General features: G+C 41.6%; 20 protein-coding genes. 14 read left to right on the top strand and 6 right to left on the bottom strand.

Translation table 11 applies throughout. From position 1 onward, the window contains the following. Positions 1-69: 69 nt before the first annotated feature. Complete coding sequence (locus FHW88_RS17145; RefSeq protein WP_176627154.1) at positions 70-2,586, bottom strand: cation-translocating P-type ATPase; 2,517 nt, start codon at positions 2,584-2,586, stop codon at positions 70-72. A gap of 34 nt (positions 2,587-2,620) precedes the next feature. Further along, positions 2,621-3,478, bottom strand: coding sequence for a universal stress protein (locus tag FHW88_RS17140; RefSeq protein ID WP_176627152.1), 858 nt, complete (start codon positions 3,476-3,478; stop codon positions 2,621-2,623). 126 nt (positions 3,479-3,604) lie between these two features. Between FHW88_RS17140 and FHW88_RS17135 the strand changes: the two genes are divergently transcribed. Together FHW88_RS17135 and FHW88_RS17130 are read left to right on the top strand one after the other, a co-directional pair. Then, positions 3,605-4,084, top strand: a complete 480-nt coding sequence (locus FHW88_RS17135) for a hypothetical protein (protein WP_176627151.1) — start codon at positions 3,605-3,607, stop codon at positions 4,082-4,084. Positions 4,085-4,318: 234 nt separating this feature from the next. Further along, positions 4,319-5,389: an AI-2E family transporter gene (locus FHW88_RS17130; protein ID WP_176627149.1), complete on the top strand. Its 1,071-nt coding sequence runs from the start codon at positions 4,319-4,321 to the stop codon at positions 5,387-5,389. 191 nt (positions 5,390-5,580) lie between these two features. Here the strand turns inward: FHW88_RS17130 and FHW88_RS17125 are convergent, their stop codons facing one another. Both FHW88_RS17125 and FHW88_RS17120 read right to left on the bottom strand, forming a co-directional pair. Further along, positions 5,581-6,423 carry a universal stress protein gene (locus FHW88_RS17125; RefSeq protein ID WP_176627147.1) on the bottom strand — a complete coding sequence of 281 codons (843 nt, stop codon included), beginning with the start codon at positions 6,421-6,423 and terminating at the stop codon, positions 5,581-5,583. A gap of 60 nt (positions 6,424-6,483) precedes the next feature. Continuing rightward, a complete protein-coding gene (locus tag FHW88_RS17120; protein WP_176627145.1) occupies positions 6,484-7,521 on the bottom strand; it encodes a zinc-dependent alcohol dehydrogenase family protein in 1,038 nt (345 codons plus the stop codon). Between the two features lie 906 nt (positions 7,522-8,427). Here FHW88_RS17120 and FHW88_RS17115 point away from each other — a divergent pair. From FHW88_RS17115 to FHW88_RS17090, 6 genes are read left to right on the top strand one after another with little or no spacing between them, the layout of a single operon-like run. Then, the gene (locus tag FHW88_RS17115) at positions 8,428-8,853 is read left to right on the top strand and encodes a ubiquinol-cytochrome c reductase iron-sulfur subunit (RefSeq protein WP_112653692.1); all 426 of its coding nucleotides are present in this window, start codon (positions 8,428-8,430) and stop codon (positions 8,851-8,853) included. A gap of 12 nt (positions 8,854-8,865) precedes the next feature. Next, positions 8,866-9,294 carry a thioredoxin family protein gene (locus tag FHW88_RS17110; protein WP_090526064.1) on the top strand — a complete coding sequence of 143 codons (429 nt, stop codon included), beginning with the start codon at positions 8,866-8,868 and terminating at the stop codon, positions 9,292-9,294. Continuing rightward, positions 9,291-10,238 carry an FAD:protein FMN transferase gene (locus tag FHW88_RS17105; RefSeq protein ID WP_176627143.1) on the top strand — a complete coding sequence of 316 codons (948 nt, stop codon included), beginning with the start codon at positions 9,291-9,293 and terminating at the stop codon, positions 10,236-10,238. Before FHW88_RS17110 ends, FHW88_RS17105 begins: the two co-directional genes overlap by 4 nt. Positions 10,239-10,241: 3 nt before the next feature. After that, a complete protein-coding gene (locus FHW88_RS17100) occupies positions 10,242-10,469 on the top strand; it encodes a DUF4266 domain-containing protein (RefSeq protein WP_090526062.1) in 228 nt (75 codons plus the stop codon). Positions 10,470-10,483: 14 nt separating this feature from the next. Beyond that, complete coding sequence (locus FHW88_RS17095; protein WP_090526061.1) at positions 10,484-11,707, top strand: DUF3570 domain-containing protein; 1,224 nt, start codon at positions 10,484-10,486, stop codon at positions 11,705-11,707. A gap of 6 nt (positions 11,708-11,713) precedes the next feature. Beyond that, positions 11,714-12,403, top strand: a complete 690-nt coding sequence (locus FHW88_RS17090; protein ID WP_176627141.1) for a VIT1/CCC1 transporter family protein — start codon at positions 11,714-11,716, stop codon at positions 12,401-12,403. A gap of 3 nt (positions 12,404-12,406) precedes the next feature. On the opposite strand, the gene FHW88_RS17085 is transcribed toward FHW88_RS17090, so the two are convergent. Beyond that, a complete protein-coding gene (locus FHW88_RS17085; RefSeq protein ID WP_176627139.1) occupies positions 12,407-13,069 on the bottom strand; it encodes a cytochrome b/b6 domain-containing protein in 663 nt (220 codons plus the stop codon). 122 nt (positions 13,070-13,191) lie between these two features. On the opposite strand from FHW88_RS17085, the gene FHW88_RS17080 reads away from it, so the two are divergent. The 4 genes from FHW88_RS17080 (at position 13,192) to mgtA (ending at position 18,658) form a co-directional block, all read left to right on the top strand. Next, positions 13,192-13,866, top strand: a complete 675-nt coding sequence (locus FHW88_RS17080; RefSeq protein WP_091164237.1) for a response regulator transcription factor — start codon at positions 13,192-13,194, stop codon at positions 13,864-13,866. Continuing rightward, complete coding sequence (locus tag FHW88_RS17075) at positions 13,866-15,116, top strand: sensor histidine kinase (RefSeq protein ID WP_176627137.1); 1,251 nt, start codon at positions 13,866-13,868, stop codon at positions 15,114-15,116. Before FHW88_RS17080 ends, FHW88_RS17075 begins: the two co-directional genes overlap by 1 nt. 116 nt (positions 15,117-15,232) lie before the next feature. Then, a complete protein-coding gene (locus FHW88_RS17070; RefSeq protein WP_176627135.1) occupies positions 15,233-15,991 on the top strand; it encodes a hypothetical protein in 759 nt (252 codons plus the stop codon). A gap of 129 nt (positions 15,992-16,120) precedes the next feature. Next, a complete protein-coding gene (gene mgtA / locus FHW88_RS17065; protein WP_176627133.1) occupies positions 16,121-18,658 on the top strand; it encodes a magnesium-translocating P-type ATPase in 2,538 nt (845 codons plus the stop codon). A gap of 97 nt (positions 18,659-18,755) precedes the next feature. Here mgtA and FHW88_RS17060 read toward each other — a convergent pair whose 3' ends face one another. Then, complete coding sequence (locus FHW88_RS17060; protein WP_176627131.1) at positions 18,756-19,625, bottom strand: universal stress protein; 870 nt, start codon at positions 19,623-19,625, stop codon at positions 18,756-18,758. Positions 19,626-19,772: 147 nt separating this feature from the next. On the opposite strand from FHW88_RS17060, the gene FHW88_RS17055 reads away from it, so the two are divergent. Next, positions 19,773-20,591, top strand: coding sequence for a universal stress protein (locus FHW88_RS17055; protein WP_176627129.1), 819 nt, complete (start codon positions 19,773-19,775; stop codon positions 20,589-20,591). Between the two features lie 109 nt (positions 20,592-20,700). Next, on the top strand, positions 20,701-22,065 hold the full coding sequence (locus tag FHW88_RS17050) for a L,D-transpeptidase family protein (protein WP_176627126.1): 1,365 nt from the start codon (positions 20,701-20,703) through the stop codon (positions 22,063-22,065). Positions 22,066-22,068 lie beyond the last annotated feature (3 nt).

Genomic DNA, 22,068 nt, shown 5'->3' with positions numbered 1-22,068 from the left:
GCATCAGGTTTAATTCTCCATCTAAAGTGCCTGTTTCAAAATCTTAATGTACGATCAACGTACCTTCTATCACGAGGTTTTTACATCTGAGCCCTTACGTAACCATGCTTTATAAAGCTCGAACCAAATGACGGAGGTAAACCCTATAATAATACTGATCACCAGGTCACTCATTTTTAGCGAGTTGAAACCGAAGAAAACTGCCAAAGGGCGGATGTATATCAGTGAAGATGATATAAAGATTGTAAGCCCGATAACCAGCAGTACAAGGTTATTTTTATATTTGATAGTTGTTAACAGCGAGTAGTAAAACGAACGATTGACTAAGGTGAGCAAAACATTAGCCGATATCAGGCTGGTAAATACCATGGTACGGGTCAGTTGTTCATCTGCTGCTTTGCTTACGGCATATTGGTAGACTGTGAGTGTTCCGATTGTGATGGCTGCCCCCTGTACTATGCTGGTCGCCAACTCTTTCCAATTAAAGAAAGTAGTACTGAACGGACGTGGCTTTTGCAACATGGCATTCTTTTCTATGGGCTCGTTTTCATAAATGATCGAACAAGTCGGCCCCATAATCAGTTCCAGGAAAATAATATGCACCGGTGAAAAAATATTCGGATAAATCCAACCTAAGGCCAGTGGTATAAATACCGTTAATACGATAGGGATGTGAATGGAGATAATATACTGTATGGCTTTTTTTAGGTTGGTGTAGATACGCCGGCCCATGGCTACAGCATCAACCATTTTTGAAAGGTCATCCTCCAATAAAATTAATGAGGCAGCCTGCTTCGCTATCTCTGTGCCCTTTTTTCCCATAGCAATGCCTATATGCGCCGCTTTCAGCGCGGGGCCGTCGTTAACTCCGTCTCCGGTCATAGCTACTATCTCATTTTGGGCTTTTAAAGCATTGATGATCTTTAGCTTGGCATCCGGGAACATACGGGTAAAAATGTTGGCTTTCTTCACATTCTCCCTAAGTTCCTGTTCTGACAATTGCATCAGCATGTCTCCGCTGATACATTGGTCTGCTCCACGGAAGTCAATTTGCTTCGCGATAGCGCCGGTAGTTTCTGCATTATCGCCTGTGATGATTTTAACCTTGATACCAGCTTTGTAAAAGCCCTGTAGTACAGTAGTGATGTTTTTCTTTGGCGGATCATAAAACGCAACCAGCCCTTTGAATACAAAATGAAACTCCTGCTGTGTAGCAGGGAAATCACTTCCCACAAAATTTGCTTCCCCTACGGCCAATACCCGGTAACCTTCGATAGCCAAAGCAGCTATTGCAGCAGTCACATGTTCTTTCTGGGGTTGATTTAAGTTGCTGACGCCGATCAATGCTTCAGGCGCACCTTTGGCTGCGATAATGCGATTCCCTTTTTTATTTTCAAAAAGGTGGGTCATCATAGGCGGCTTGCCGCCCAACGGATATTCGTGGACCATTTTATAATCCGGACGCTCATCTGCCAGATCGGTCTGAGTGTAAGCATTGTGCAGGGCAACTTCCATGGGATCAAAAGGGATCGGTTCGCTGGCCCACATGGCAAGCGCGATTAGCTCTGTTACTGCGCCGGTAGATAGCTTTTCATTAAGATTATAAATGCAATCTTCCTTCAGGACATACGCTTTCGCCAGGCTCATCTTATTCTCGGTTAGTGTGCCGGTTTTATCGGTGCATATCACCGACGCGCTGCCCAAAGTTTCCACTGTTTTCATTTGCTTAACAACGACCCCAATTTTCATAAGCCGCCAGGCCCCCAGCGCCATAAAAGTGGTAAATGCAACGGGGATTTCTTCGGGCAGGATACTCATGGCCAGCGTAAGCGCTTTAAGGAGACTGTCTAAGATATTTGCCGAATGAAAATAGTTTATTCCCCACACCGTCAGAAACACAATTACTCCCACGATCACCATTTTCTTTACAAAATTGCTGATCTGTATTTCCAGGGGTGTTTTTTCTTCTGCTATAGATTCCAGGCTCCCGCCAATTTTACCTAATCGTGTTTGATTACCTATTGCAGTTACGGTTGCAATGGCCAGTCCGCTTGCTACTGTTGTGCCACTGAAAATCAGATTGTCTGCAGAGGATTTGTCTTTAAAAACAGCCAGGGATTCGCCTGTGAGAATGCTTTCGTTGATTGAGAAATCATTGGAATGTTCAATAACACCATCAGCAGTAATAAAAGTGCCTTCCTCTACCATCAGGCTGTCGCCAATAACAAGTTCTTCTTTTTTTACCTCCAAAACTTCTCCCTGCCTGATCACTTTGCATTTAGGTTGCGAAAAATCCTTCAATTTTTCGAGCGCGTTCCGGCTTCTGGAGTCCTGATATAAAGATATGCCCGCCACGAGTACAATTGCTGAAGCTAAAAAAATACCGTCTCCGGCCTTTCCGCTAATAAAATAAATACATGAGGTAACCAACAATAAGATTACCATCGGTTCTTTTGTCAATCCTATCAACGCATTAACAAATCCGTTTTCTTTCTTAAACGAAAGGCTGTTCGCTCCGTATTTAGATCTCGCCGCAAGTACTTCCTGTTCGCTCAGGCCCTGTATATCGAAATTATTTATTGCCATTTATTTGATCAGCTAATAATTAGTCACGAGTCGATCAGACCCTTTCAGCCGGAATGACCATCAGAGGTAAATGCTGGTTGTCTAAAGCGGCCACCGTTGTAGACTTGTCAAACAGCCCCGACAAAAAAGAGTTTTGATGATGAACAAGTGCCAGTATATCCGATCCGTTATCTTTGCATAACCTATTTAATCGTTTAATCACGTCTTTTCCCCTTATTTCCTGAAAGGTTATATTATCCTGTTTGATTGCATCAATATGGTTAAGTAAAGCCTTTTCTTTTACAGGATCGTCTTCCTCTTCTATGGCGGATACATGGACAATTTCCAGTTGAAAGTGTAACTGTTTTTGTAAGCCGGTTAAGTAATTGATTGCATTGATATCGGCCAGTTCGAAAGCCGTGGCTAACGTTACTTTTTTTAGCCGGGCTAAATCCGCTCTTGGCGGGATGATCAATACGGGACAGGACGAATGATCTATCACCTGCATCGTATCTCTGCCGAAGATCAAGTGGTCTAAAGAGCTGTCTGTACTACTGCCGATTACAACAAGGTCAACATTGTTCTCCTGAATAACCGCCGCTGTATTTCTGCCAAGTGAACCTTCACCAAATTGATAATCAATTTTAGGTTCAACGCCTTCTGTACTCAGATCTGCAATAATATGCCTTAGTTGAATAGCCAATTGGCCTAGTCGTGCCGCGCTTTCATCTTTACGAAAAACGAATTCTTCTACCACCCAGGGGCCACCGGCATATGTAGGAAGTATAGGGTGGTCATAATAAGTATTGTAAAGCAGTATATCTGCATTTAAATTCCTCAGCGCTTTTGCGGCGGTTTTTGCGGCGTGGTTTGCATTTATCGAAAAGTCAGTGAGCATTAGAATCATCTTCATGGCGTAATTCTTTAGATTGTAAAGCTATCCGTTCATTACCCGACAATAAATGATTAAGATCATTTATTAGCTTGATTACTGCTATTTAAACAGTGCTATTAGTTGATCACCTTTGATAAAAAAGTCATGAACCAAACACACATCCACCTGCTGATCACCCACCTGCCTATCGTTGGTACGGCTTTGGGGGCATTTGTCCTGATCCATGGGATATGGAAAAGGAACAAAGGTACACTAATCGCTGCTTATAATGTTTTGATTGTTTCAGCAATTGGTGCCGGTATTGCTTATGCGACCGGCGAGGGTGCCGAAGAAACCATTGAACATTTAAAAGGAATATCAAAACATCTCATTGAAGATCATGAGGAGTTCGCCCTGGTATCTTTGATCGCTTTAATACTTACAGGTGGGGTTTCCCTGATCGGGCTTTTTGCAACATTAAAAAATACATCACAGGTTAGACGTATGGCGTTAATAGTGCTCGCCGTATCCTTGATAAGCTTTGGACTGATTGCAAGGACTGGCTATTTAGGCGGACAAATCAGGCATTCGGAAATCAGAACTGATACGATATCTCCATTAAAACAGAGAAATGATAATGATTGAATAGCATTATACTTGTTAACCTCACGCATAACGGAGTTATTATATAGTAAATGCCATTACCTTTTATAGGTTATCGGCGGCTCCCTTACTTTTGACATTATTATTGTCAGCTTAACCATCCTTGATTTGTTAGAGGAATCGCACGTACTTATTATTCCGAAATGGGAAACCGATATAAAAGGCTTATATTGGGTAATAAAAAAAGCGCGCCCCTAAAAGTGTAAAACTGCTCCCATGGTAAAAGAAATGCCGGTAACCGTGAAACGGGCCATAGAACTAATTGGCCTGTTTGTTTTAGGAACCATCATCATAGCTGGAAATACGATCATTATGCCTTTATTGATGGCGTTCTTCTTCAGCCTGGTGCTTTTACCCGTCTTTCGTTTTTTCAGGAAGCTCAAAGTGCCGGAGGTTATTGCGGTTTTTTTGCCAATATTGTTATTAACGGTCATCGTGGCGCTGATCATCTGGCTGTTCTCCAGTCAGATAGGTGCTTTGGTAGATGATTTTCCGCAGATTCAACGTACCGTGGCCAAACACCTGGATGACCTAAGTATCTGGATCAGCAAGTCATTTGGATATTCCCCGGCAGAGCAAGTGAAATTCATTAATGTGCAAAGCAAAAAGTTATTCAGTTCTTTAGGCGGAGTTTTAAGCGGCGCGGCTGGATCTTTGTCTGGCATGGTTATATTTATTGGATTATTGCCGATCTATATCTACCTGATCATTCTATACAGGAACCTTTTTTTGAAATTTCTGCTGATGTGGTTTAAAAAAGAGGATTATCTGAATGTGGAGGAAGCTGTAAGGCAAACTGAAAAAATGGTTAAAAGCTATCTTGTAGGGCTGCTGATACAGATTACCTATATCATTGTTCTTTTAGGTGGCATATTATGGTTTTTGGGCATTCAGAATGCACTGCTCATTGGTATTATCTTCGCTTTTCTGAACCTGATCCCGTACCTGGGCGCCCTGATCGGCAATATTCTGGGTGTGCTGTTAACGCTCGCTTCGTCAGATAGTATTGCAGATGTGCTGATTGTATTGGGAGCTATTACAGTAGTACAATTTCTGGATAACAATATTTTAATGCCGCGTATCGTAGGGTCGCAGGTGAAAATTAATCCGCTTGTTTCCATTGTTGGTATTATCGTTGGCGGAAGCATGGCGGGGCTTTCGGGCATGTTCCTGGCGATGCCGGTGCTATCTATTTTAAAAATAGTGTTTGATCGTAGCGAAAATTATAAGCAATGGGGTGTGTTACTGGGCGATGAGCGGCCTGTAAAGAGCCAGATGCAGGTTTAACTCTTCCGGTTGTGTATTTTCTGGAAAGCTTTGCAGCCCTGAAAAACAACTAATGGCAACAGGCTGGCTGTTGTAGCGGTCAGCTACAACTTATAATAATACTAAACGCAGGCAGGGTATAGCAAAGATAATTAGCGTTAGTCTACTACAGAAATGGCAATCCATATATCAAGGAGCGGACCTTGGCAAAATTATTTGCCATCCTTTTTTTTAAAGGTGAGTAAAGGAACCTTTCCATAAAAGGAATATTCTGTGGCATTAGAAGGGAAAAATAGCTTTTCGAGCATAGACCTGGACTGATGGGTGAATAAGACCAAAAGGGACGGTTTGCCGATCTTAACAGCGTGATCTATATCTTCCAGTAAATTATTGTTGACATCTCTTTGCAGGTTTAAAAGGCTAATTTTATAACTATTTTTTTTCTGTAAGGTGGCTTCAGCCAACTCTTTGTCAAAAGCAAATTCATTAGGATAGGCGATATGTACCATCTCGACACTGGCACCAATTGGTCTGGCAAAATCGACAACCTCTTTTAATTCGTTTTCATAATCAGTCATATCCGAAGCATACAGGATGTGTTTCAATTCTTTTAAATGGTATGCGCTTGGTATGCATATAACAGGGACAGTTGAACAGCTGATTAATTTTGCGGTATGCGTGCCGAATATTTTTGCAATAGTGCCCGCTCCACGAGTACTGATGCAGATATAAGAACAACTGTTCCTGCTGGCATAATCTGTGATGCCATCAACTACATCGATATTGGATACTAAAACTAATTCGTAGTTAATTTCGCGTTCATCGATATCACGATAAATGCCTGCAATAAATGATGACAATTCGTCTGTCGTTTTTTTTCTGAATTCAGTTGTATACGCCGCAAAAGCGTGGTCTGTCCATTTGAAGGGTTTTAAAAGATGGTATACGTGAAGGATGGTTAATTGCGCTTTACGCTGACTGGCCAGTTTAATCGCAAAACGGATAGCCGCTTTGGAATTAACGGATTGATCTGTTGTAACTAATATCTTTTCCATGATTTATTCGAGGTTTAACTGTTGTGATGTTGTTTTATTCGGCATGTATATGCGTGTTGTTTAAGAACTTAAAATAACTTTCAGCGCTTTCTCTTCGGCTGCATTGCCAAATGTATCGTATGCTTCTGCCACCTGATCTAATCTGAAACGATGTGTGATTAGTTTGGCGGGCGCTATTTTCTTTGATTGTATCGTTTTTAACAACATTGGTGAAGTTACTGTGTCCACGAGCCTGGTCGTGATGGTAATGTTTTTCGACCACAGGTCTTCCAGGTGTAAACGGACACTTTTTCCATGAACGCCAATGTTGGCGATACGGCCGCCAGGAGCGATAATCGCCTCACATAGCTCGAATGTCTCCGGAATGCCGACAGCTTCTATCGCCACATCAACACCGGTTTGGTTGGTGAGTTTCATTACCGCTTCAATTGTATTTTCATCGCGGCTATTAATAATCTGTGTTGCACCGAATTTTCTGGCCACATCGAGCCGGTTATCATCCTGATCGATCATGATAATTTCCGCAGGTGTATAAAATTGTGCGGTAAGTAAAGTGGCAATCCCGATCGGGCCGGCACCTATTATGGCTATAGTATCTCCAGGTTGTACCTTTCCGTTCAACACGCCGCATTCAAAGCCTGTAGGTAATATATCGCTTAACATCACCAATGCTTCTTCGTCAGAACCGCTGGGTACCAGAAAAAGGCTGTTATCGGCGTGGGGGATACGAACATATTCTGCCTGCGTGCCATCAATCAGGTGCCCTAATAGCCAACCGCCATCTGTACAGTGAGAATACATGCCCTTTTTACAGTAGGTACATTTACCGCAAGATGTGATACAGGATATAATCACGTGGTCACCCGGCTTAAAATTACTAACAGTGGTCCCCACTTCTTCGATCACGCCCACGCCTTCGTGCCCTATGATCCTGCCATCGGCAACTTCAGGAACATCACCTTTCATAATGTGCAGATCTGTACCGCAAATCGTTGTTTTCAGGATTTTTACAATGGCATCGCTTGTTGATAACAGTACCGGTTTGGGCTTTTCTTCCCAGGCTTTCTGACCTGGGCCGTGATAAACTAATGCTTTCATATCTTCTGCTTTAACTGCTTATGTTAAGCACAAAATTGCTGTTGTTTTGTTTTTTTATGATGCTGGCCGTCAGGTAAATAAATGATATATATCACTATTTGAAAATGACAGGTAATTGACTTGGCCTTTGTATATTAAACATGTGGGCGGTTTATCTGCAATGGTATTGCACTTGAAGGCCTTGAGACCTGTCTGCAAAGGGCAAATTATTTTGAATGATGAGCGTCACCATTATAGTTGATCTTTATTCTGGCCAAGCATAGGGGGGCGGATTAACTTTGTATCAACCGATGGATGGAATTTATTCCTGTTTCGGTAAATGATCGCGGGCAGGGATTGAACCATTGTCCGACGTCGTTGCGGAACCGGAAAAACCGGTTCCGCTTTTTTGAATATTGCAGCTGGCTTCATTATCAACCAAAGGGATTCTCTATCTTTCTCCCCCGGCGGTATTATTATACCATCTGTAAGTTGTTGGCTTATAGTTTATTGTTTGCTCTGTTTTTTCGTGAAATGTGATTCCGACAATCTGAATGGATATTGAATGGCGATCGTTTTATGTATATTAAATGGCAATAATTGTGTTTACAATAAGCCAACATAGTTTTGAAATATAGTTGACTTTAATTAACTCCAGTAGCAAATTTGATTTTTACCGTGATCTTCTGCATCACTTTTTTAGCGCCAGGTCTTTTTCTCTTTCTCGCCCCTTTTTTTGTTTTAAAATTCGCGATCTGTTAAAATCTGTTAAATACCCGTGATTTCATCTAAACTACAGAATGTAAAGATACTATTGCAATAATTAAATAAACGCACCTGAAGCTGAATTGCTTTACTCAGAGATTTACCTTCAGGAGGCTTGTTTAAGTTAGTTGAGATTTATTGATATACCCCGATCTTAAATTTATGGACAGAAAAGAATTTCTATCAATTGCCGGAATTACGGCGGCGTCATTCGCGCTGATTAACTGTATGGGCTGCAGTAAAAAATCCGACAATGCGTCGGCAGGTATCACCGGGCCAACCGGCGTAGATTTTACACTTGATCTTAGCCTTTCGGCAAACTCGGCTTTACTCGTGAACGGTGGCTATCTTGCCTCAAAAGGTGTAATAGTGGCTAAAACAACAACCGGCAGCTATATTGCTGTTCAGCAATCTTGCACCCATGAAAGCTATCCTCTTATTTATCAGAGCAGCGGACAGCAGTTTTTTTGCAATAATCATGGTTCCGCTTTCACGGAAGCCGGAGTTGTTAAAAATTCGCCTGCAAACCGCAACCTTACCGTATATCAAACAACTTTAACCGGCACCTCGTTGCGGATATTCTCTTAACCTGTTGATAAAATGAAATTACTGATCATCTCATTATTGTTGTTTACAGGCAAGCCGGTCACATGGCTTGGTGATTTTAAGAAAGCGCAGACGGAAGCGGCAACGTCGCATAAGCTCATAGTAATAAATTTTTCCGGCTCTGATTGGTGTGGCCCTTGCATCCGGCTGCGGAAAGAGATTTTGGAATCCGAAAAATTTAATGATTTCGCTGCAGATAAACTTGTTCTGGTAAGGGCTGATTTTCCCCGCCAAAAGAAAAATCAACTAAGCAAGGAGCAGGTACAATTAAATGAAGCGCTTGCAGATAAATACAATCCTGACGGTAAGTTCCCATTTACGCTGCTTGTTGACGAACATGGTAAGGTATTAAAAGAGTGGGACGGTTATCCAAATGAATCCGCTGAACAGTTTATTGACCAGATCAAAGCGTTTGTCCAATGACAGTCATTGACAGCGGGGCAACCGTACATCAACGTGTGCTGAAACTGATGGGTAACCGTTTTGAGATAAGCGTTGTAGGTAATGACGGGCAATGGGCCGCAAAGTGTATTGATTTGGCTGTAGCGGAGATAAGCCGCATAGAAAAATTACTAACTACGTTCAGTGACGATAGCCAAACCAACCAGATCAATGCCGCTGCCGGAATAAAGCCGGTAAAAATAGATCATGAGGTTTTTCAACTTATTCAGCGTTCGCTAAGAATATCCGAGCTTACGCAGGGAGCATTTGATATTACTTACGGATCAATTGATAAAAGCCTGTGGAATTTTGATGTAAATATGAAAAGTTTGCCTAATGCCGAAACCGCGCGAAATGCTGTACGACTGATCAATTATAAAAATGTGATCATGGATTCTGATCACATGACTGTGATGCTCAAAGAAAAAGGTATGCGTATAGGTTTTGGAGGAATTGGGAAGGGGTATGCAGCTGATCGGGCGAAAGCCATTTTACAGCAAAATGGAGTAAACAGCGGGATAGTAAATGCAGCCGGCGACCTGATTACCTGGGGAACACAACCTAATGGTAAGCCATGGACTATAGCAATAGCAGATCCGAATAAGCAGATGACGCCGTTTTCAACGCTCAATATAAGCGATATGGCTATTGCCACATCCGGTAACTATGAAAAGTACGCCGTGATAAATGGTAAAAAATATTCCCATACCATCGATCCTAAAACGGGTTTGCCGGTAAGCGGAATTAAAAGTGTAAGCATTATTTGTCCGAGCGCGGAGCTTGCCGACGCTATGGCCACACCCGTAACAGTAATGGGGATCAGCGTGGGGTTGGACCTGGTAAACCAGCTACAGCAACTTGCCTGTGTGATCATCGACGACAATAACCGCCTTTATACCTCCAATAATATTAATATTAAAAATTAGTACATGAAAAAAATACCCCTGATTAAATTAATGCTGGTAAGTAGCTTACCGGCGCTCGGCCTTACATCTTGCATGTCGGTAAAAGCATATCAGAAAAATCGCCTTAATGATGCGGAGATGGAGCTATCAGCCCGTAAATCGCAAAAGTTTGAGCAAAGTTTCCAATTGTACCGTGAAGGTGGTTCAGGAGCAAATGGCGGAAAGAGCGGCGGTGGCTGCGGATGTAATTAAAACGGCGACCGGAAATGAGGAAAATATATTTATGCGTTGCCGCTCTGTATTTAGGAATAGTTGCTTCGCATGCGCAAACTAAAGCCTTGCCCGTTAAGGATAGCAGCAATTACCAGGCACGTAAGCTTAAAATTGATGAAATTAACATCATATCTGCCTATTACCACCAGGATGGTAACAACTCGGCAGTTACAGGTGGTATCGGCACAGAAAAACTAACTGATTTTGCTAATACCTTCGATCTGCAATTATCCAAATATGGAATAGGAGGAAATAAACACACTTTTACTTTTGAATTAGGTGTTGACCATTATACGTCCGCTTCTTCAGATAAGATCGATCCTTATAGTATTTCTTCCGCATCCAGGCAGGACACCCGTGTATACCCCTCGCTAAATTGGACAGTATCTAATGATAAAACGGGAAATGCATTTGGCTTAACCGGGTCTTATTCACATGAGTTTGATTACCAGTCTTTCGGTGGGGGTATCAACCTGACCAGGGTATCAAAAGATAAAAACACGCAGTTTGATTTTAAGGGACAAGTGTTTCTTGATACGTGGAAGGTTATATTGCCGGTTGAATTAAGGCCACCAGGATATGGGTCAGGATCAGAGAGGGACGGGCGGGGTAAGGTAGACCATAGCCCCCGCAATTCATTTAGTACCTCGTTTTCAATTTCGCAGGTGCTTACCACCCGTTTACAGGCTTTGTTCATTATCGAACCGTCCTATCAGCATGGGTTACTGGCAACAAAATATCAACGTGATTATTTTACCGATGGATCTGAAAGGGTTGAAAACCTGCCAGGTAGCCGTTATAAATTGCCAATTGCGGTAAGGTTCAATTATTTTCTGGATGATCATTTTGTGATCAGAACGTTTTACAGGTACTACATGGACAATTGGGGGATCCGGGCGCACACAGCCGAATTGGAGGTACCCATAAAGCTTACCTCTTTTGTATCGGTAAGTCCCTATTACCGGTATAATAATCAGCAGGGTACAAGGTACTTTGCACCTTATGGGCAACATGACCCAACCGCTGTGTATTATACCAGCGATTACGACCTGTCAACACTCCATAGTAGTTTTGTTGGTGCCAACATCAGGTTATCGCCGCCAACCGGTGTATTTGGATGGCAGCATTTCAATTCGCTGGAGATCAGGGCGGGACATTACATGCGCTCGACGGGTTTAAATTCAAATATTGTAACTTTAGCAATGAAGTTTAAATAAAGTCATATGCATCGTGAACATCATGTAACAAGTTCAGAAACCATCAGGGATATCGTTATCGGTATGTCTGATGGCTTAACCGTGCCTTTTGCGCTTGCAGCAGGGCTAAGTGGGGCGGTAAGTTCGTCGACCCTGGTGGTTACTGCGGGTATCGCCGAAATAGTAGCCGGATCCATTGCCATGGGGCTGGGCGGATATCTTGCCGGTCGAACGGAAGTTGACCATTATCAATCTGAGTTGAAGCGGGAATATGATGAGGTTGAGCGTGTGCCTGAACAGGAGAAGGCAGAAGTAAAGAAGGTATTTGCAGATTTTGGACTTTCAAAGCATCTGCAGGACGAGATAGCAGATGAGCTGGCAAAAGACAAGACGCAGTGGGTTGAATTTATGATGCGTTATGAACTGGGCCTGGAGGAACCTAATGCAAACCGCGCCACCCAAAGTGCTATCACTATTGGTATTTCCTATATCGTAGGTGGCATCATCCCGCTTTCACCCTATATTATTATTCATGAGGCGCAAGAGGCACTTTATTACTCATGCGGGGTAACAATAATTTGCTTGTTCATTTTTGGCTATTTCAAAAGCAAAATGACCGGTCAGCCTGCGTTAAGCGGCGCGTTAAAAGTAGTAATTATTGGAGCTCTTGCTGCGGGGGCCGCGTTTATTATGGCAAAGCTGATTACCGGAAAATGATATTTAGTTATTATTACCACCGTTTATCATGTCTGAGACAATGCCTTTGTCATCTTTCCGCTCAGCCAAAAATACGCCAGCTAAATGCACGAGTATAAACGCGATAATCAGATACATGCAAAAGCCGTGAACTTCTTTAACACTATGCCTGATAGCCTTAAATGGCGCTAACAGATTTTCAAATGCCAGAAATAAACCCGTTACTGCCATTATAATAAGCAAGATATAGAATGCTGCATAAACGGCTTTCACGATGAGCTCATGTTTGGCAAGTTCACGCTCTTTTCTTGTGGAATGAAACTGACTATAGAGGTCCTTTATCCGGCGGATGAATTTTTGATCGGTTACTTGAAAAAGTTCAAGGATGAGCCTAAACAGCAATAATCCCGCTAATACATAACCAAACCAGGTATGTATGCTCCAAACACTATCCCCCAGCGCGTGAGCAACCGAGCCCGATTGATCGTCGGTTATGGTGGCGCCCTGGGTTTGCAGTTGCGTTTTAATTATGTTTGTTATAGTTCTTCTGTCGGTAATAGTTGAATTGATCAAAACAGTAATTAATGAACCACTGATAACTATTGTGTTTGCCCAATGCCAAAAACGCAAGGGAGCTGAGTATACCCGGCGGGTAAGGGGCCGACGATCAGGTTGGATTATTGCCATAGTAGTTTTGACTCCTCATTTAAAATGTTTGTAAATTACCTGATGATTTTGAAGTAAGTCTGTAGTGTTGGTAATACTTCAGGTTCTCTTCAGTTTCAATTTTTAAATTTGATTAAAAAGCTTTGAAAATACTGGTAATAGAAGACGAGCAAGGTTTACGCGAAAACATCACGAGTTATTTGAATGTAGATGGTAACATTTGTGAAAGTTGCAATGCATTGACTCCTGCACTGCAAAAACTATCTGATTATGATTATGACTGTGTTTTGCTTGACATTGGCTTACCCGATGGGGAAGGGTTTGGCGTACTTGAATACTTAAGCACACAACAAAAAAGCGAAGCTGTTCTGATCATTTCTGCCCGCAACTCGCTCGATGATAAATTGAAGGGGCTCAACATAGGCGCAGACGATTACCTGACCAAGCCTTTCCATTTAGCCGAGCTTAAAGCCAGGCTGATGGCTGTTTATCGCAGGAAAGCGCTAAATACCAGCAGCAAGCTGGTTTTTAATGAAATTTCAATTGATATACAGGGGCGCACTGTCGAGGTTAATAAAAATACGATAATATTAACCAGAAAAGAATATGAAATGTTACTGTACTTTATTGCCAATAAAGGCAAAGTAATTTCAAAAAATGCAATTGCAGAACATCTTTGGGGCGACGAGATGGACATGTATGATAGTTTCGATTTTATTTATACCCATATTAAAAACCTCCGGCGGAAAATTCTGGATGCGGGAGGAAGAGATTATTTGACATCTATATACGGACTCGGCTATAAATTCACTGATTGATGAGGCTGTCAGAGCATTATACCAGGACGAGTTTTTATATTACCCTGGCTGTGTTAGTGATAGGAGCAGTGATTTACTACTTCGCTATAAATTACATTGGCACACAGCAACTTGATCGGGCGCTTCAACAACAGTTAACAGAGGCTGAAGAGTATATCAGGAGCAACAATGGCAATCCGCAGCAATATGACCTTGACCGCGATCACGCTGTATTTGTTAAAACTTACAGGCAACTGTTACAGAAGCGTTTCTTTGACACTATTTATTTAAACCCGGCAGAGCAGCGACGGGAAGCAGGTAGGGCCGTAGAAGACCTCGTAAAGTTAAAGAACAGCAACTATAAGGTTACAATTACTGTTTCGAGGGTTGGGCAAAAAAACCTTATCGAACTCATTTCTATTATCACGCTTGCATTACTTGCCGGTTTATTGACGGTACTCTTTATAACCAATAAATATCTGCTAAATGGCCTTTGGAAGCCTTTTCAGCTCACCCTAAAAGAGATCAAACAGTTCAATATCGCCGACGTTGATCAATTTACAGGTAAGCCAAGTAAGGTGGACGAGTTTATAGAACTTAATGAAGCCATACGGGAAATGTCTTTAAGGGTAACTCAGGATTATCTTAGCCTGAAACAATTTACAGAGAATGCATCACATGAAATGATGACACCCCTGGCTGTTGTAACCACCAAATTGGATACCCTTATACAGGACGAAACATTGACTGCAGCGCAATTGGCGCAGATCGCAGATATTTACAGCTCAGTAAACAAGTCCAGTCGACTTAATCACTCATTATTACTGCTGGCTAAACTGGAAAATAAGCTGATCGTTGAAGAAGAGGCGATTGAACTCGATGTAATACTTGAAAGGAAAGTGCTCCAATTTCAGGAACTTATGCAAAATAAGAACCTTACTATCCGGTATAAGCTGCATCCGAAGCAGATATCGGCCAGTAAATACCTGATTGATATTTTACTAAATAATTTGTTTGGTAATGCAATCCGCCATAATGTGCCGGGTGGTGAAATTTTTATTGGTCTTGACCCATACCAACTTTCGATAAAAAATACCGGTATTGCAAATGCGCTGAACGGGCAACAAATTTTTGAACGTTTTCACAAAAGCAAAGATTCACAAGGTGCCGGACTGGGATTAACACTGGTTAAAAATATTTGCCAGCACTATGGGTATGGCATCCAATACCATTATGACGAGGGAAAGCATGCGTTTGTCATAACCTTTTAATTTCATAGCCTGTTTGTCACGTTTCTTATACATAAGCTTTAACTCCAATTTTACTTCAGATTGTCCCGATAGTTTTAACGCTATACTATTTGTATATAAGTTAAAACCGACTATTGATGAAATATTTATGTTTACTGATCTTAGTGTTTTACGCCCTGGAACTTAAAGCGCAAGATAATTATGAGATTCAGGTTTACGGTTCTGAAACCGTTGAAAAAGGTAAAACAATGTTTGAATTGCATAGCAATTATACATTAAACGGCAGTAAAACTATAACCGGCGGAGAACTTCCTACCAACCACGTTGTACATGAAACGATAGAGATCACCCATGGTTGGACAACCTGGTTTGAAACAGGTTTTTATATCTTTAACTCTATTGGAGATGCGGGCAGGACGGCTTACGTCGGCTCTCACATCAGGCCCAGGGTTGCCGCTCCTTCAAGCTGGAATTGGCCCGTCGGGGTAAGTATATCTACAGAATTTGGCTTCCAGAAAAGTGCGTTCTCGGCAAATACCTCCACGCTGGAAATCAGGCCAATCGTAGATAAAAAATGGAACAAGTTATATATATCCTTAAATCCTACCCTCGAGAAGAGTTTCAAGGGGCCCGATCAAAACCGTGGATTTACCTTTTCACCAAATGTTAAAGGGAGTTACGATGTAACAAAAGCTGTCGCTCTTGGCCTCGAATATTATGGTAGTACCGGCCCATTTTTTCACTACGACCCAATTAAACAACAAGATTACCAGTTGTTTGTAGCCACGGACCTCAACGTAGACCCTAAATGGGAGTTTAACGGAGGAATTGGCTATGGATTTACATCGAATTCGGACCGTGCCATTGTTAAAATAATTATTGGCAGAAGATTTTAGGTTTATTAAAATGTTCTGATAATTAATAGTGACCTGAATCATTTTTCGGACTGATCAGAAGCATTCAGTTTTTAATTCGCAATAGCTCAATTTGTTTAGAATTTTCTAAACCTCTTTTAGCCCAAACTGATGGAAAGCAAAACTAATGATCAACTGAGTAATTTTTGGCAACTTTCTATTAATGATGCATTTAAACTCCTTGAAACTCAGGCAACAGGTATTGGCACTGCCGAAGCTAATAAAAGGCTTAATCAATATGGCGCCAATACGTTAAAAAAAGCTAATAAATTTAATAACCTGATCATATTATTTTCTCAGTTTAAAAGCCCGGTAACATTGTTGCTTATAGCTGCTGCTTTGCTTTCCGCAGCCCTGGGAGATACCGCCGACACATTAATCATTATGATCATTGTCCTGATCAGCAGCCTTCTTGGTTTCTGGCAAGAAAAAGGTGCAGCAAGTGCGGTAAGTGAACTGTTAAAGATGGTTCAGCTACACTGCACCGTGCTACGGGATAACAGGAAAACAGAGCTTGAGGTAACTGCCGTTGTACCTGGAGATGTGATTTGCCTTTCTGCGGGAGATATTATCCCTGCCGATGGCCTTGTTTTAGAATCTGAGGCCTTGTTTGTTGATGAAGCGGCATTTACCGGCGAATCTTACCCGGTAGAAAAAAATCCAGGAGTTGAAAGTGTTGACGCCCCCTTAGCCAGGCGCAACAATTGCCTTTTTATGGGTTCGAGCGTGGTAAGCGGTATTGGAAAGGCACTCATCGTGACAACAGGCCAGCAAACTGAATTTGGGAAAATATCAGATAAGCTGTCATTAAGAATTCCTGAAACTGATTTCGAAAAAGGGATAAGAAAATTTGGATATATGTTAATGGAGATCACGCTTTTGTTAGTGTTGGTGATCTTTGCCGTTAATGTGTTGCTGCATAAGCCGGCGCTTGATTCGTTTTTGTTTTCACTCGCGTTGGCCGTAGGGCTTACACCTCAATTGTTGCCCGCCATCATTAGCGTTAATCTTTCGGTTGGTGCCCGCAGGATGGCCAGTCAAAAGGTGATTGTAAAACGGCTGAGCGCTATTGAAAACTTTGGCATCATGAATATCTTGTGTTCTGATAAGACAGGGACAATTACAGAAGGTAAAGTAACTTTAAAAGAGACACTTGATTTTAAAGGCGCACCCAGCGATAAAGTTTTTAAATATGCCTGGCTTAATGCCAGCTGCCAGCAAGGATTTGTCAACCCGATCGATAAAGCCATCTGTTCTGCCCATTATGAGGGAAATGAAGCGAAGGATTTTTCGGCGATTACAGAAGTGCCATATGATTTTGTGCGTAAACGGCTTACAGTACAAGTGAAAATCCCGGCAGCTAATATAGCCATCACGAAAGGTGCTGTGCGTCAGGTTCTTGATATTTGTAATCGGGTTGAAATATCGGAAGGTATTCTTGCGGATATAGGCGACCATAAAGAAGCGATTTTAGCTCAATATCAGCTTTTAAGTGATTCGGGATTGCGCACGCTTGGAGTGTCATATAAGGAAGTTGGTCCTGATCAAATTTTCACCAGGGAAAATGAGCATGATATGGTTTTCCTTGGGTTTATAACATTGTTTGACCCGCCGCGTGCCGGCATGTCTGAAACTATTAAAAAACTGCAACATCTCGGCGTCAGACTTAAGATTATTACAGGGGATAACGCACCGGTAGCCAGAAACCTGGCTAAACAACTTGGGCTTTCATCCGCACAGGTCCTTACCGGTCAGGAAATACGTAATATGAGTAGTGCAGCATTGCGTCATAAGGCGCCCCTGACTCATATTTTTGCGGAGGTTGAGCCCAGCCAGAAAGAACGTATCATAAGTGTTTTGAAAAAAGCAGGGAATGTTGTTGGTTTTATGGGAGATGGTATTAATGACGCGCCGGCACTGCACACGGCCGACGTGGGTATATCAGTAAATTCGGCGGTTGACGTTGCAAAAGAGGCAGCTGATATCGTTTTATTAGATCAGGACCTAAATGTATTATGTGACGGGATTATAGAAGGCCGTAAAACATTTACAAATACCATGAAGTATATTTTTATGGCTACCAGTGCAAATTTTGGTAATATGTTTAGTATGGCCGGTGCATCGTTATTTTTGCCCTTTTTGCCTTTGTTGCCAAAGCAGATATTGCTTACCAACCTGTTGACCGATTTTCCTGAAATGACCATATCTTCAGACAGGGTTGATGATATTAATCTTAAAACGCCGCAACGGTGGAACCTCGGTTTTATTAAACGATTTATGATCGTTTTCGGCTTATTGAGTTCCGTTTTTGATTATTTGACATTTGCCGTGCTCATTTTTATTTTGCATGCTAATCAAAGAGTTTTTCAAACAGGGTGGTTCACCGAGTCGGTGGTTTCTGCAGTTTTAATTGTTTTAGTTGTACGTACCCGACTGTCATTTTTTAAAAGCCTTCCCGGCAGATATCTATCGATAACTACCATCGCAATATTGCTATTGGTGTTAATGATTCCATATTCGCCATTGGCGTCAATATTTGGTTTCGTACCACTATCCTGGAAATACTATATGTTGATGCTTGCAACTGTTACTGCATATATTCTATCGGCTGAACTTGCCAAGAGATGGTTTTATAAAAAAATTAAATAACCTCTTTGTCCGACGTACATAGTAATAGCTGTCTGCAAATCGCTATCATAGCTTAAGATGATATTATACCCGTATACAGTTATGTGCATGTTAAATTCTATTTCGAATTTAATATCAGCAACGGAATATTAATATTTTTAGCCATTTCAAGGGTATGGCTACCATGAAAAAGTTGTTTTATAAAGTTAAAATGGTGATGTACCATTGCCAGTATATCTATACGTTCGTTTGCGCAAAGTATTGAAAGCCCAGTCTCGATTTTGTCCGCTCTTATAATTTTTTTACTCAAAAAAGAGCATTTCTCTTTATTGGCCATAGCATCAAGTAGTTGCTCTATAAAATGTTCGTTTAAGCCAGTATGGTCTGGGTGGTTGTTTACCGATGTTAGGATTAGTTCTGCATCAAGTGGTTCTATCAATTTGTTTAAAGATTCAAGAGCAATTACATCATCCTTTGTACAAGTTAGATCGGTGGCAAACGCGATCCGTTTTATGTCATTAAACTCTGCAGTTTGTGGAACAAGCAATAAAGGGAAATCAAAGCTGTTCATCATGTTTTTTACCATGTTCCCTTGTAAAAGCGTATTTAAGCCGTCTTTGTCATGAGTGCCGGCAACCAACATGACAATATCATTTGTGGAAGATAGGGCCTCTATCATGTTACCTAAATCTCCAAATGAACTCCTAATGGATATGCGTGGAGTGAATCCGTTATCGACCTTCAGAGTTTCTGACCAGGTTGCAAGCTGGCTTTTTAGCAATTCCAGCATATCGGTACTTTCCTTGCTTAGCATGTCGTATTCTTCAATAGGCCATGTGATGGTATAAGGGCTTGGTATATCAATTGGCAACAGGCAAGCATTACATAATACCAAATCGGCTTTTAAACCAAGGGACAGTTTTAAGGCATAATGCGCCGCATGTGTCGCGTTGGGAGAGAAATCAGTAGGGGAGATTATTGTTTTCATAACCATTTTTGATATAAATGTGGGGGATAAAGCCTGCAAAATGTATGAGGAAAATCATGTAAATCGTTGATTTACATCAAGTGGATAAAATATGCCTATGCCTAATTTTGCTATTGTACTTCAATTGTTAACCTGAAAACACAGCCTATGAAAACGATCCTGGTAATTGATGATGGTTCTGCGTCCGCTACAAATGCCACGCATCTTGCCTTCAATATAGCAAAGCACATTGGAGCGAATTTAGTTTTGGCCCGGATATATCCGGTAAAACAGCCATCGTTTTCTAAAGCATTGCAATTGGCGGGGCACGTTGCCGCAGATGGTTGCATACCCGGTCCGTTACGGGGCCAACCGGCCAATTTGCCTGTAAAAGAAGGGGAGCATATGCCGCTAATTGAAGAACTTGAAGTATCAAGTGATACGGAAGCGCAATTGGTTACTTACATCAATAAAAATTGCGTTTGGATGGTTATAAAAGGGTTGCCAGAATCGGCACCATTTAATCGGGACGTTAAGGTGCAGGCGGTTTTGAACCGGATATCTTGCCCGGTGATGCTTGTTCCTGTGAAGTTTGATGGTGGTTTTGAGCGCTTGGTTTACACCGCTGATTTACGATATTGCCGGTTAAATGTTTTGAAACATCTTGCTTCTTTGGCCCAGGCCTTCCAGGCAGATCTGTTACTCGCTCATATTTCGGCAAAGGGTTTGCCCCATATAGAACAAAATTATGCGCTAACACTCTTTAGCGACGAGATAAGTAAAAAAATCGGTTATGAAAGGCTGTTTTTTAGTAATACAAAAGAACGTGATATGTCACGGGCTGTTGATGTTATGATACATAATATGCATGCCGATCTGCTGGCGGTTGTACATCACCGATTTCATTGTGAGCAGTTGAGAACCGAGGTGAGCGATATTTCCGTTCCTGTGCAAGTAGGCATCCCGGTGCTTGTCTTTCCATATTGAGTTTACAAAGTTGAAACTGTTTTGAGTGTTCAGGATCAGTTGGATAAATGACCGTCGTCACTAATTTAACCTACCAGGCATTGCATTTTTACGTCATAAAAACGATATTATGAAAACAGTTGAAATAAGCTTTGCCGCCAGTAAACAAACCCTTATTTGGCTGTTTGTTTTGTGCGTTTTTTTTATGCCGGCAGGAGCCTTGTCAAAAAGCTATGCACCAGGAAAAAACATTATTCGCAATACAACTGATACTTCGATCACAGCACAGATCGCCGGGCAATTAAATGATAAGGCATTGAATAATGGCTTGTATTTTCCTGTTTCAGCTAAGCGGTTTTACGAAAAACGGGCTTTTGCTCCGGTATGGACAGTGGAACAAAAAGATCAAAATAAAACATGGGCTGCCATGCTCCTGATTGATTGTGTGTTGCAATTTGGTTTAAGGCACGAAGATTATCATCCTAAAGAGCTGCAGTATACCACCTTGCACACCATACTCGAACAACCCGGTAAAGTAAGCAACAAGCAAAAGGCCCGGTTTGAGATATTCCTCACCGACGCTATGCTCGCTTTTATGAATAACCTGCATTTCGGCAAACTGAACCCATATTATCCGCCAGCGAAAATTGATAGGGCAACGATTAACGGCTTTAACAGCGAAGAAATATTAACTAATGCGCTCAAATTACCTGCCTTTATGGATGCAGTAGTAAAAGTGCAACCTTTAAACAAAGAGTACGCAATATTTCAACATCAGTTACATTTGATTAAAGGGCTTTATGAGGGAGACTGCTATGAAACGCCGGAAGCCGATGTGAGAAAAATTGCTGTGAATATGGAGCGGCTACGGTGGGCCGAAATAAACGATAGTACTTATATCCAGATTAATATTCCAACTTATACATTAAAATTAGTCCTGCCGGATACAACGTTTAATTTCAAAATAGTGATAGGGGCTGCTGCAACACCAACACCCTTAATGGTAAGTACGCTTACAGATTTTGCTACCGGAACAGGCGCTGTAAATCCCAAAACTAATCAGAGAGACAAAATGATTCCGTATAATCTGTTTCCTAAACAAAAAACAGGTAATCAAAAAAATGGCAATTATATATATTTCATGCCCGGCAATAAGGCAGGTATAGAGTTGTTGGGTTTATCTGATAAGAATTTATTCAGGAAGCAAAAAAGAGCGACGAGTAACGGTGCGATAAGAATTGAGCGGGGAGAAGAACTTGCCAAATTGTTATTAGCAACAGCCGGAAATAAAACAGACATAAAATCCATGCACCGGGCCCTGATGGATCGGGAAATTAAAGTTTTTCAACTTAAAAAGCCCGTCCCAATCAGGATCACTTATATCACTACTGCTATTGTGGATGGCCAGATTGTAAAATATGAAGATATATATAACCTTGACAGCAAGGTCGAAAATCAGCTTTATGGCCTTAAACCCGTCAATAAAACAAAGTGAGCG

This window comes from Mucilaginibacter sp. SG538B (assembly GCF_013376065.1).
Taxonomy (GTDB): Bacteria; Bacteroidota; Bacteroidia; order Sphingobacteriales; family Sphingobacteriaceae; genus Mucilaginibacter; species Mucilaginibacter rubeus.
Note: the sequence above shows the minus strand (reverse complement) of the source record. Positions and strands in the feature narration are given on the sequence as shown.

Bases quoted from the DNA above. Each gene is read 5' to 3' on its own strand.
- FHW88_RS17145 (WP_176627154.1), bottom strand. From the start codon at position 2,586: ATGGCAATAAATAATTTCGATATACAGGGCCTGAGCGAACAGGAAGTA.
- FHW88_RS17140 (WP_176627152.1), bottom strand. From the start codon at position 3,478: ATGAAGATGATTCTAATGCTCACTGACTTTTCGATAAATGCAAACCAC.
- FHW88_RS17070 (WP_176627135.1), top strand. From the start codon at position 15,233: ATGAAATATTTATGTTTACTGATCTTAGTGTTTTACGCCCTGGAACTT.
- FHW88_RS17115 (WP_112653692.1), top strand. From the start codon at position 8,428: ATGGACAGAAAAGAATTTCTATCAATTGCCGGAATTACGGCGGCGTCA.
- FHW88_RS17110 (WP_090526064.1), top strand. From the start codon at position 8,866: ATGAAATTACTGATCATCTCATTATTGTTGTTTACAGGCAAGCCGGTC.
- FHW88_RS17060 (WP_176627131.1), bottom strand. From the start codon at position 19,625: ATGAAAACAATAATCTCCCCTACTGATTTCTCTCCCAACGCGACACAT.
- mgtA (WP_176627133.1), top strand. From the start codon at position 16,121: ATGGAAAGCAAAACTAATGATCAACTGAGTAATTTTTGGCAACTTTCT.
- FHW88_RS17055 (WP_176627129.1), top strand. From the start codon at position 19,773: ATGAAAACGATCCTGGTAATTGATGATGGTTCTGCGTCCGCTACAAAT.
- FHW88_RS17050 (WP_176627126.1), top strand. From the start codon at position 20,701: ATGAAAACAGTTGAAATAAGCTTTGCCGCCAGTAAACAAACCCTTATT.
- FHW88_RS17130 (WP_176627149.1), top strand. From the start codon at position 4,319: ATGGTAAAAGAAATGCCGGTAACCGTGAAACGGGCCATAGAACTAATT.
- FHW88_RS17100 (WP_090526062.1), top strand. From the start codon at position 10,242: ATGAAAAAAATACCCCTGATTAAATTAATGCTGGTAAGTAGCTTACCG.
- FHW88_RS17085 (WP_176627139.1), bottom strand. From the start codon at position 13,069: ATGGCAATAATCCAACCTGATCGTCGGCCCCTTACCCGCCGGGTATAC.
- FHW88_RS17095 (WP_090526061.1), top strand. From the start codon at position 10,484: ATGAGGAAAATATATTTATGCGTTGCCGCTCTGTATTTAGGAATAGTT.
- FHW88_RS17120 (WP_176627145.1), bottom strand. From the start codon at position 7,521: ATGAAAGCATTAGTTTATCACGGCCCAGGTCAGAAAGCCTGGGAAGAA.
- FHW88_RS17135 (WP_176627151.1), top strand. From the start codon at position 3,605: ATGAACCAAACACACATCCACCTGCTGATCACCCACCTGCCTATCGTT.
- FHW88_RS17075 (WP_176627137.1), top strand. From the start codon at position 13,866: ATGAGGCTGTCAGAGCATTATACCAGGACGAGTTTTTATATTACCCTG.
- FHW88_RS17090 (WP_176627141.1), top strand. From the start codon at position 11,714: ATGCATCGTGAACATCATGTAACAAGTTCAGAAACCATCAGGGATATC.
- FHW88_RS17105 (WP_176627143.1), top strand. From the start codon at position 9,291: ATGACAGTCATTGACAGCGGGGCAACCGTACATCAACGTGTGCTGAAA.
- FHW88_RS17125 (WP_176627147.1), bottom strand. From the start codon at position 6,423: ATGGAAAAGATATTAGTTACAACAGATCAATCCGTTAATTCCAAAGCG.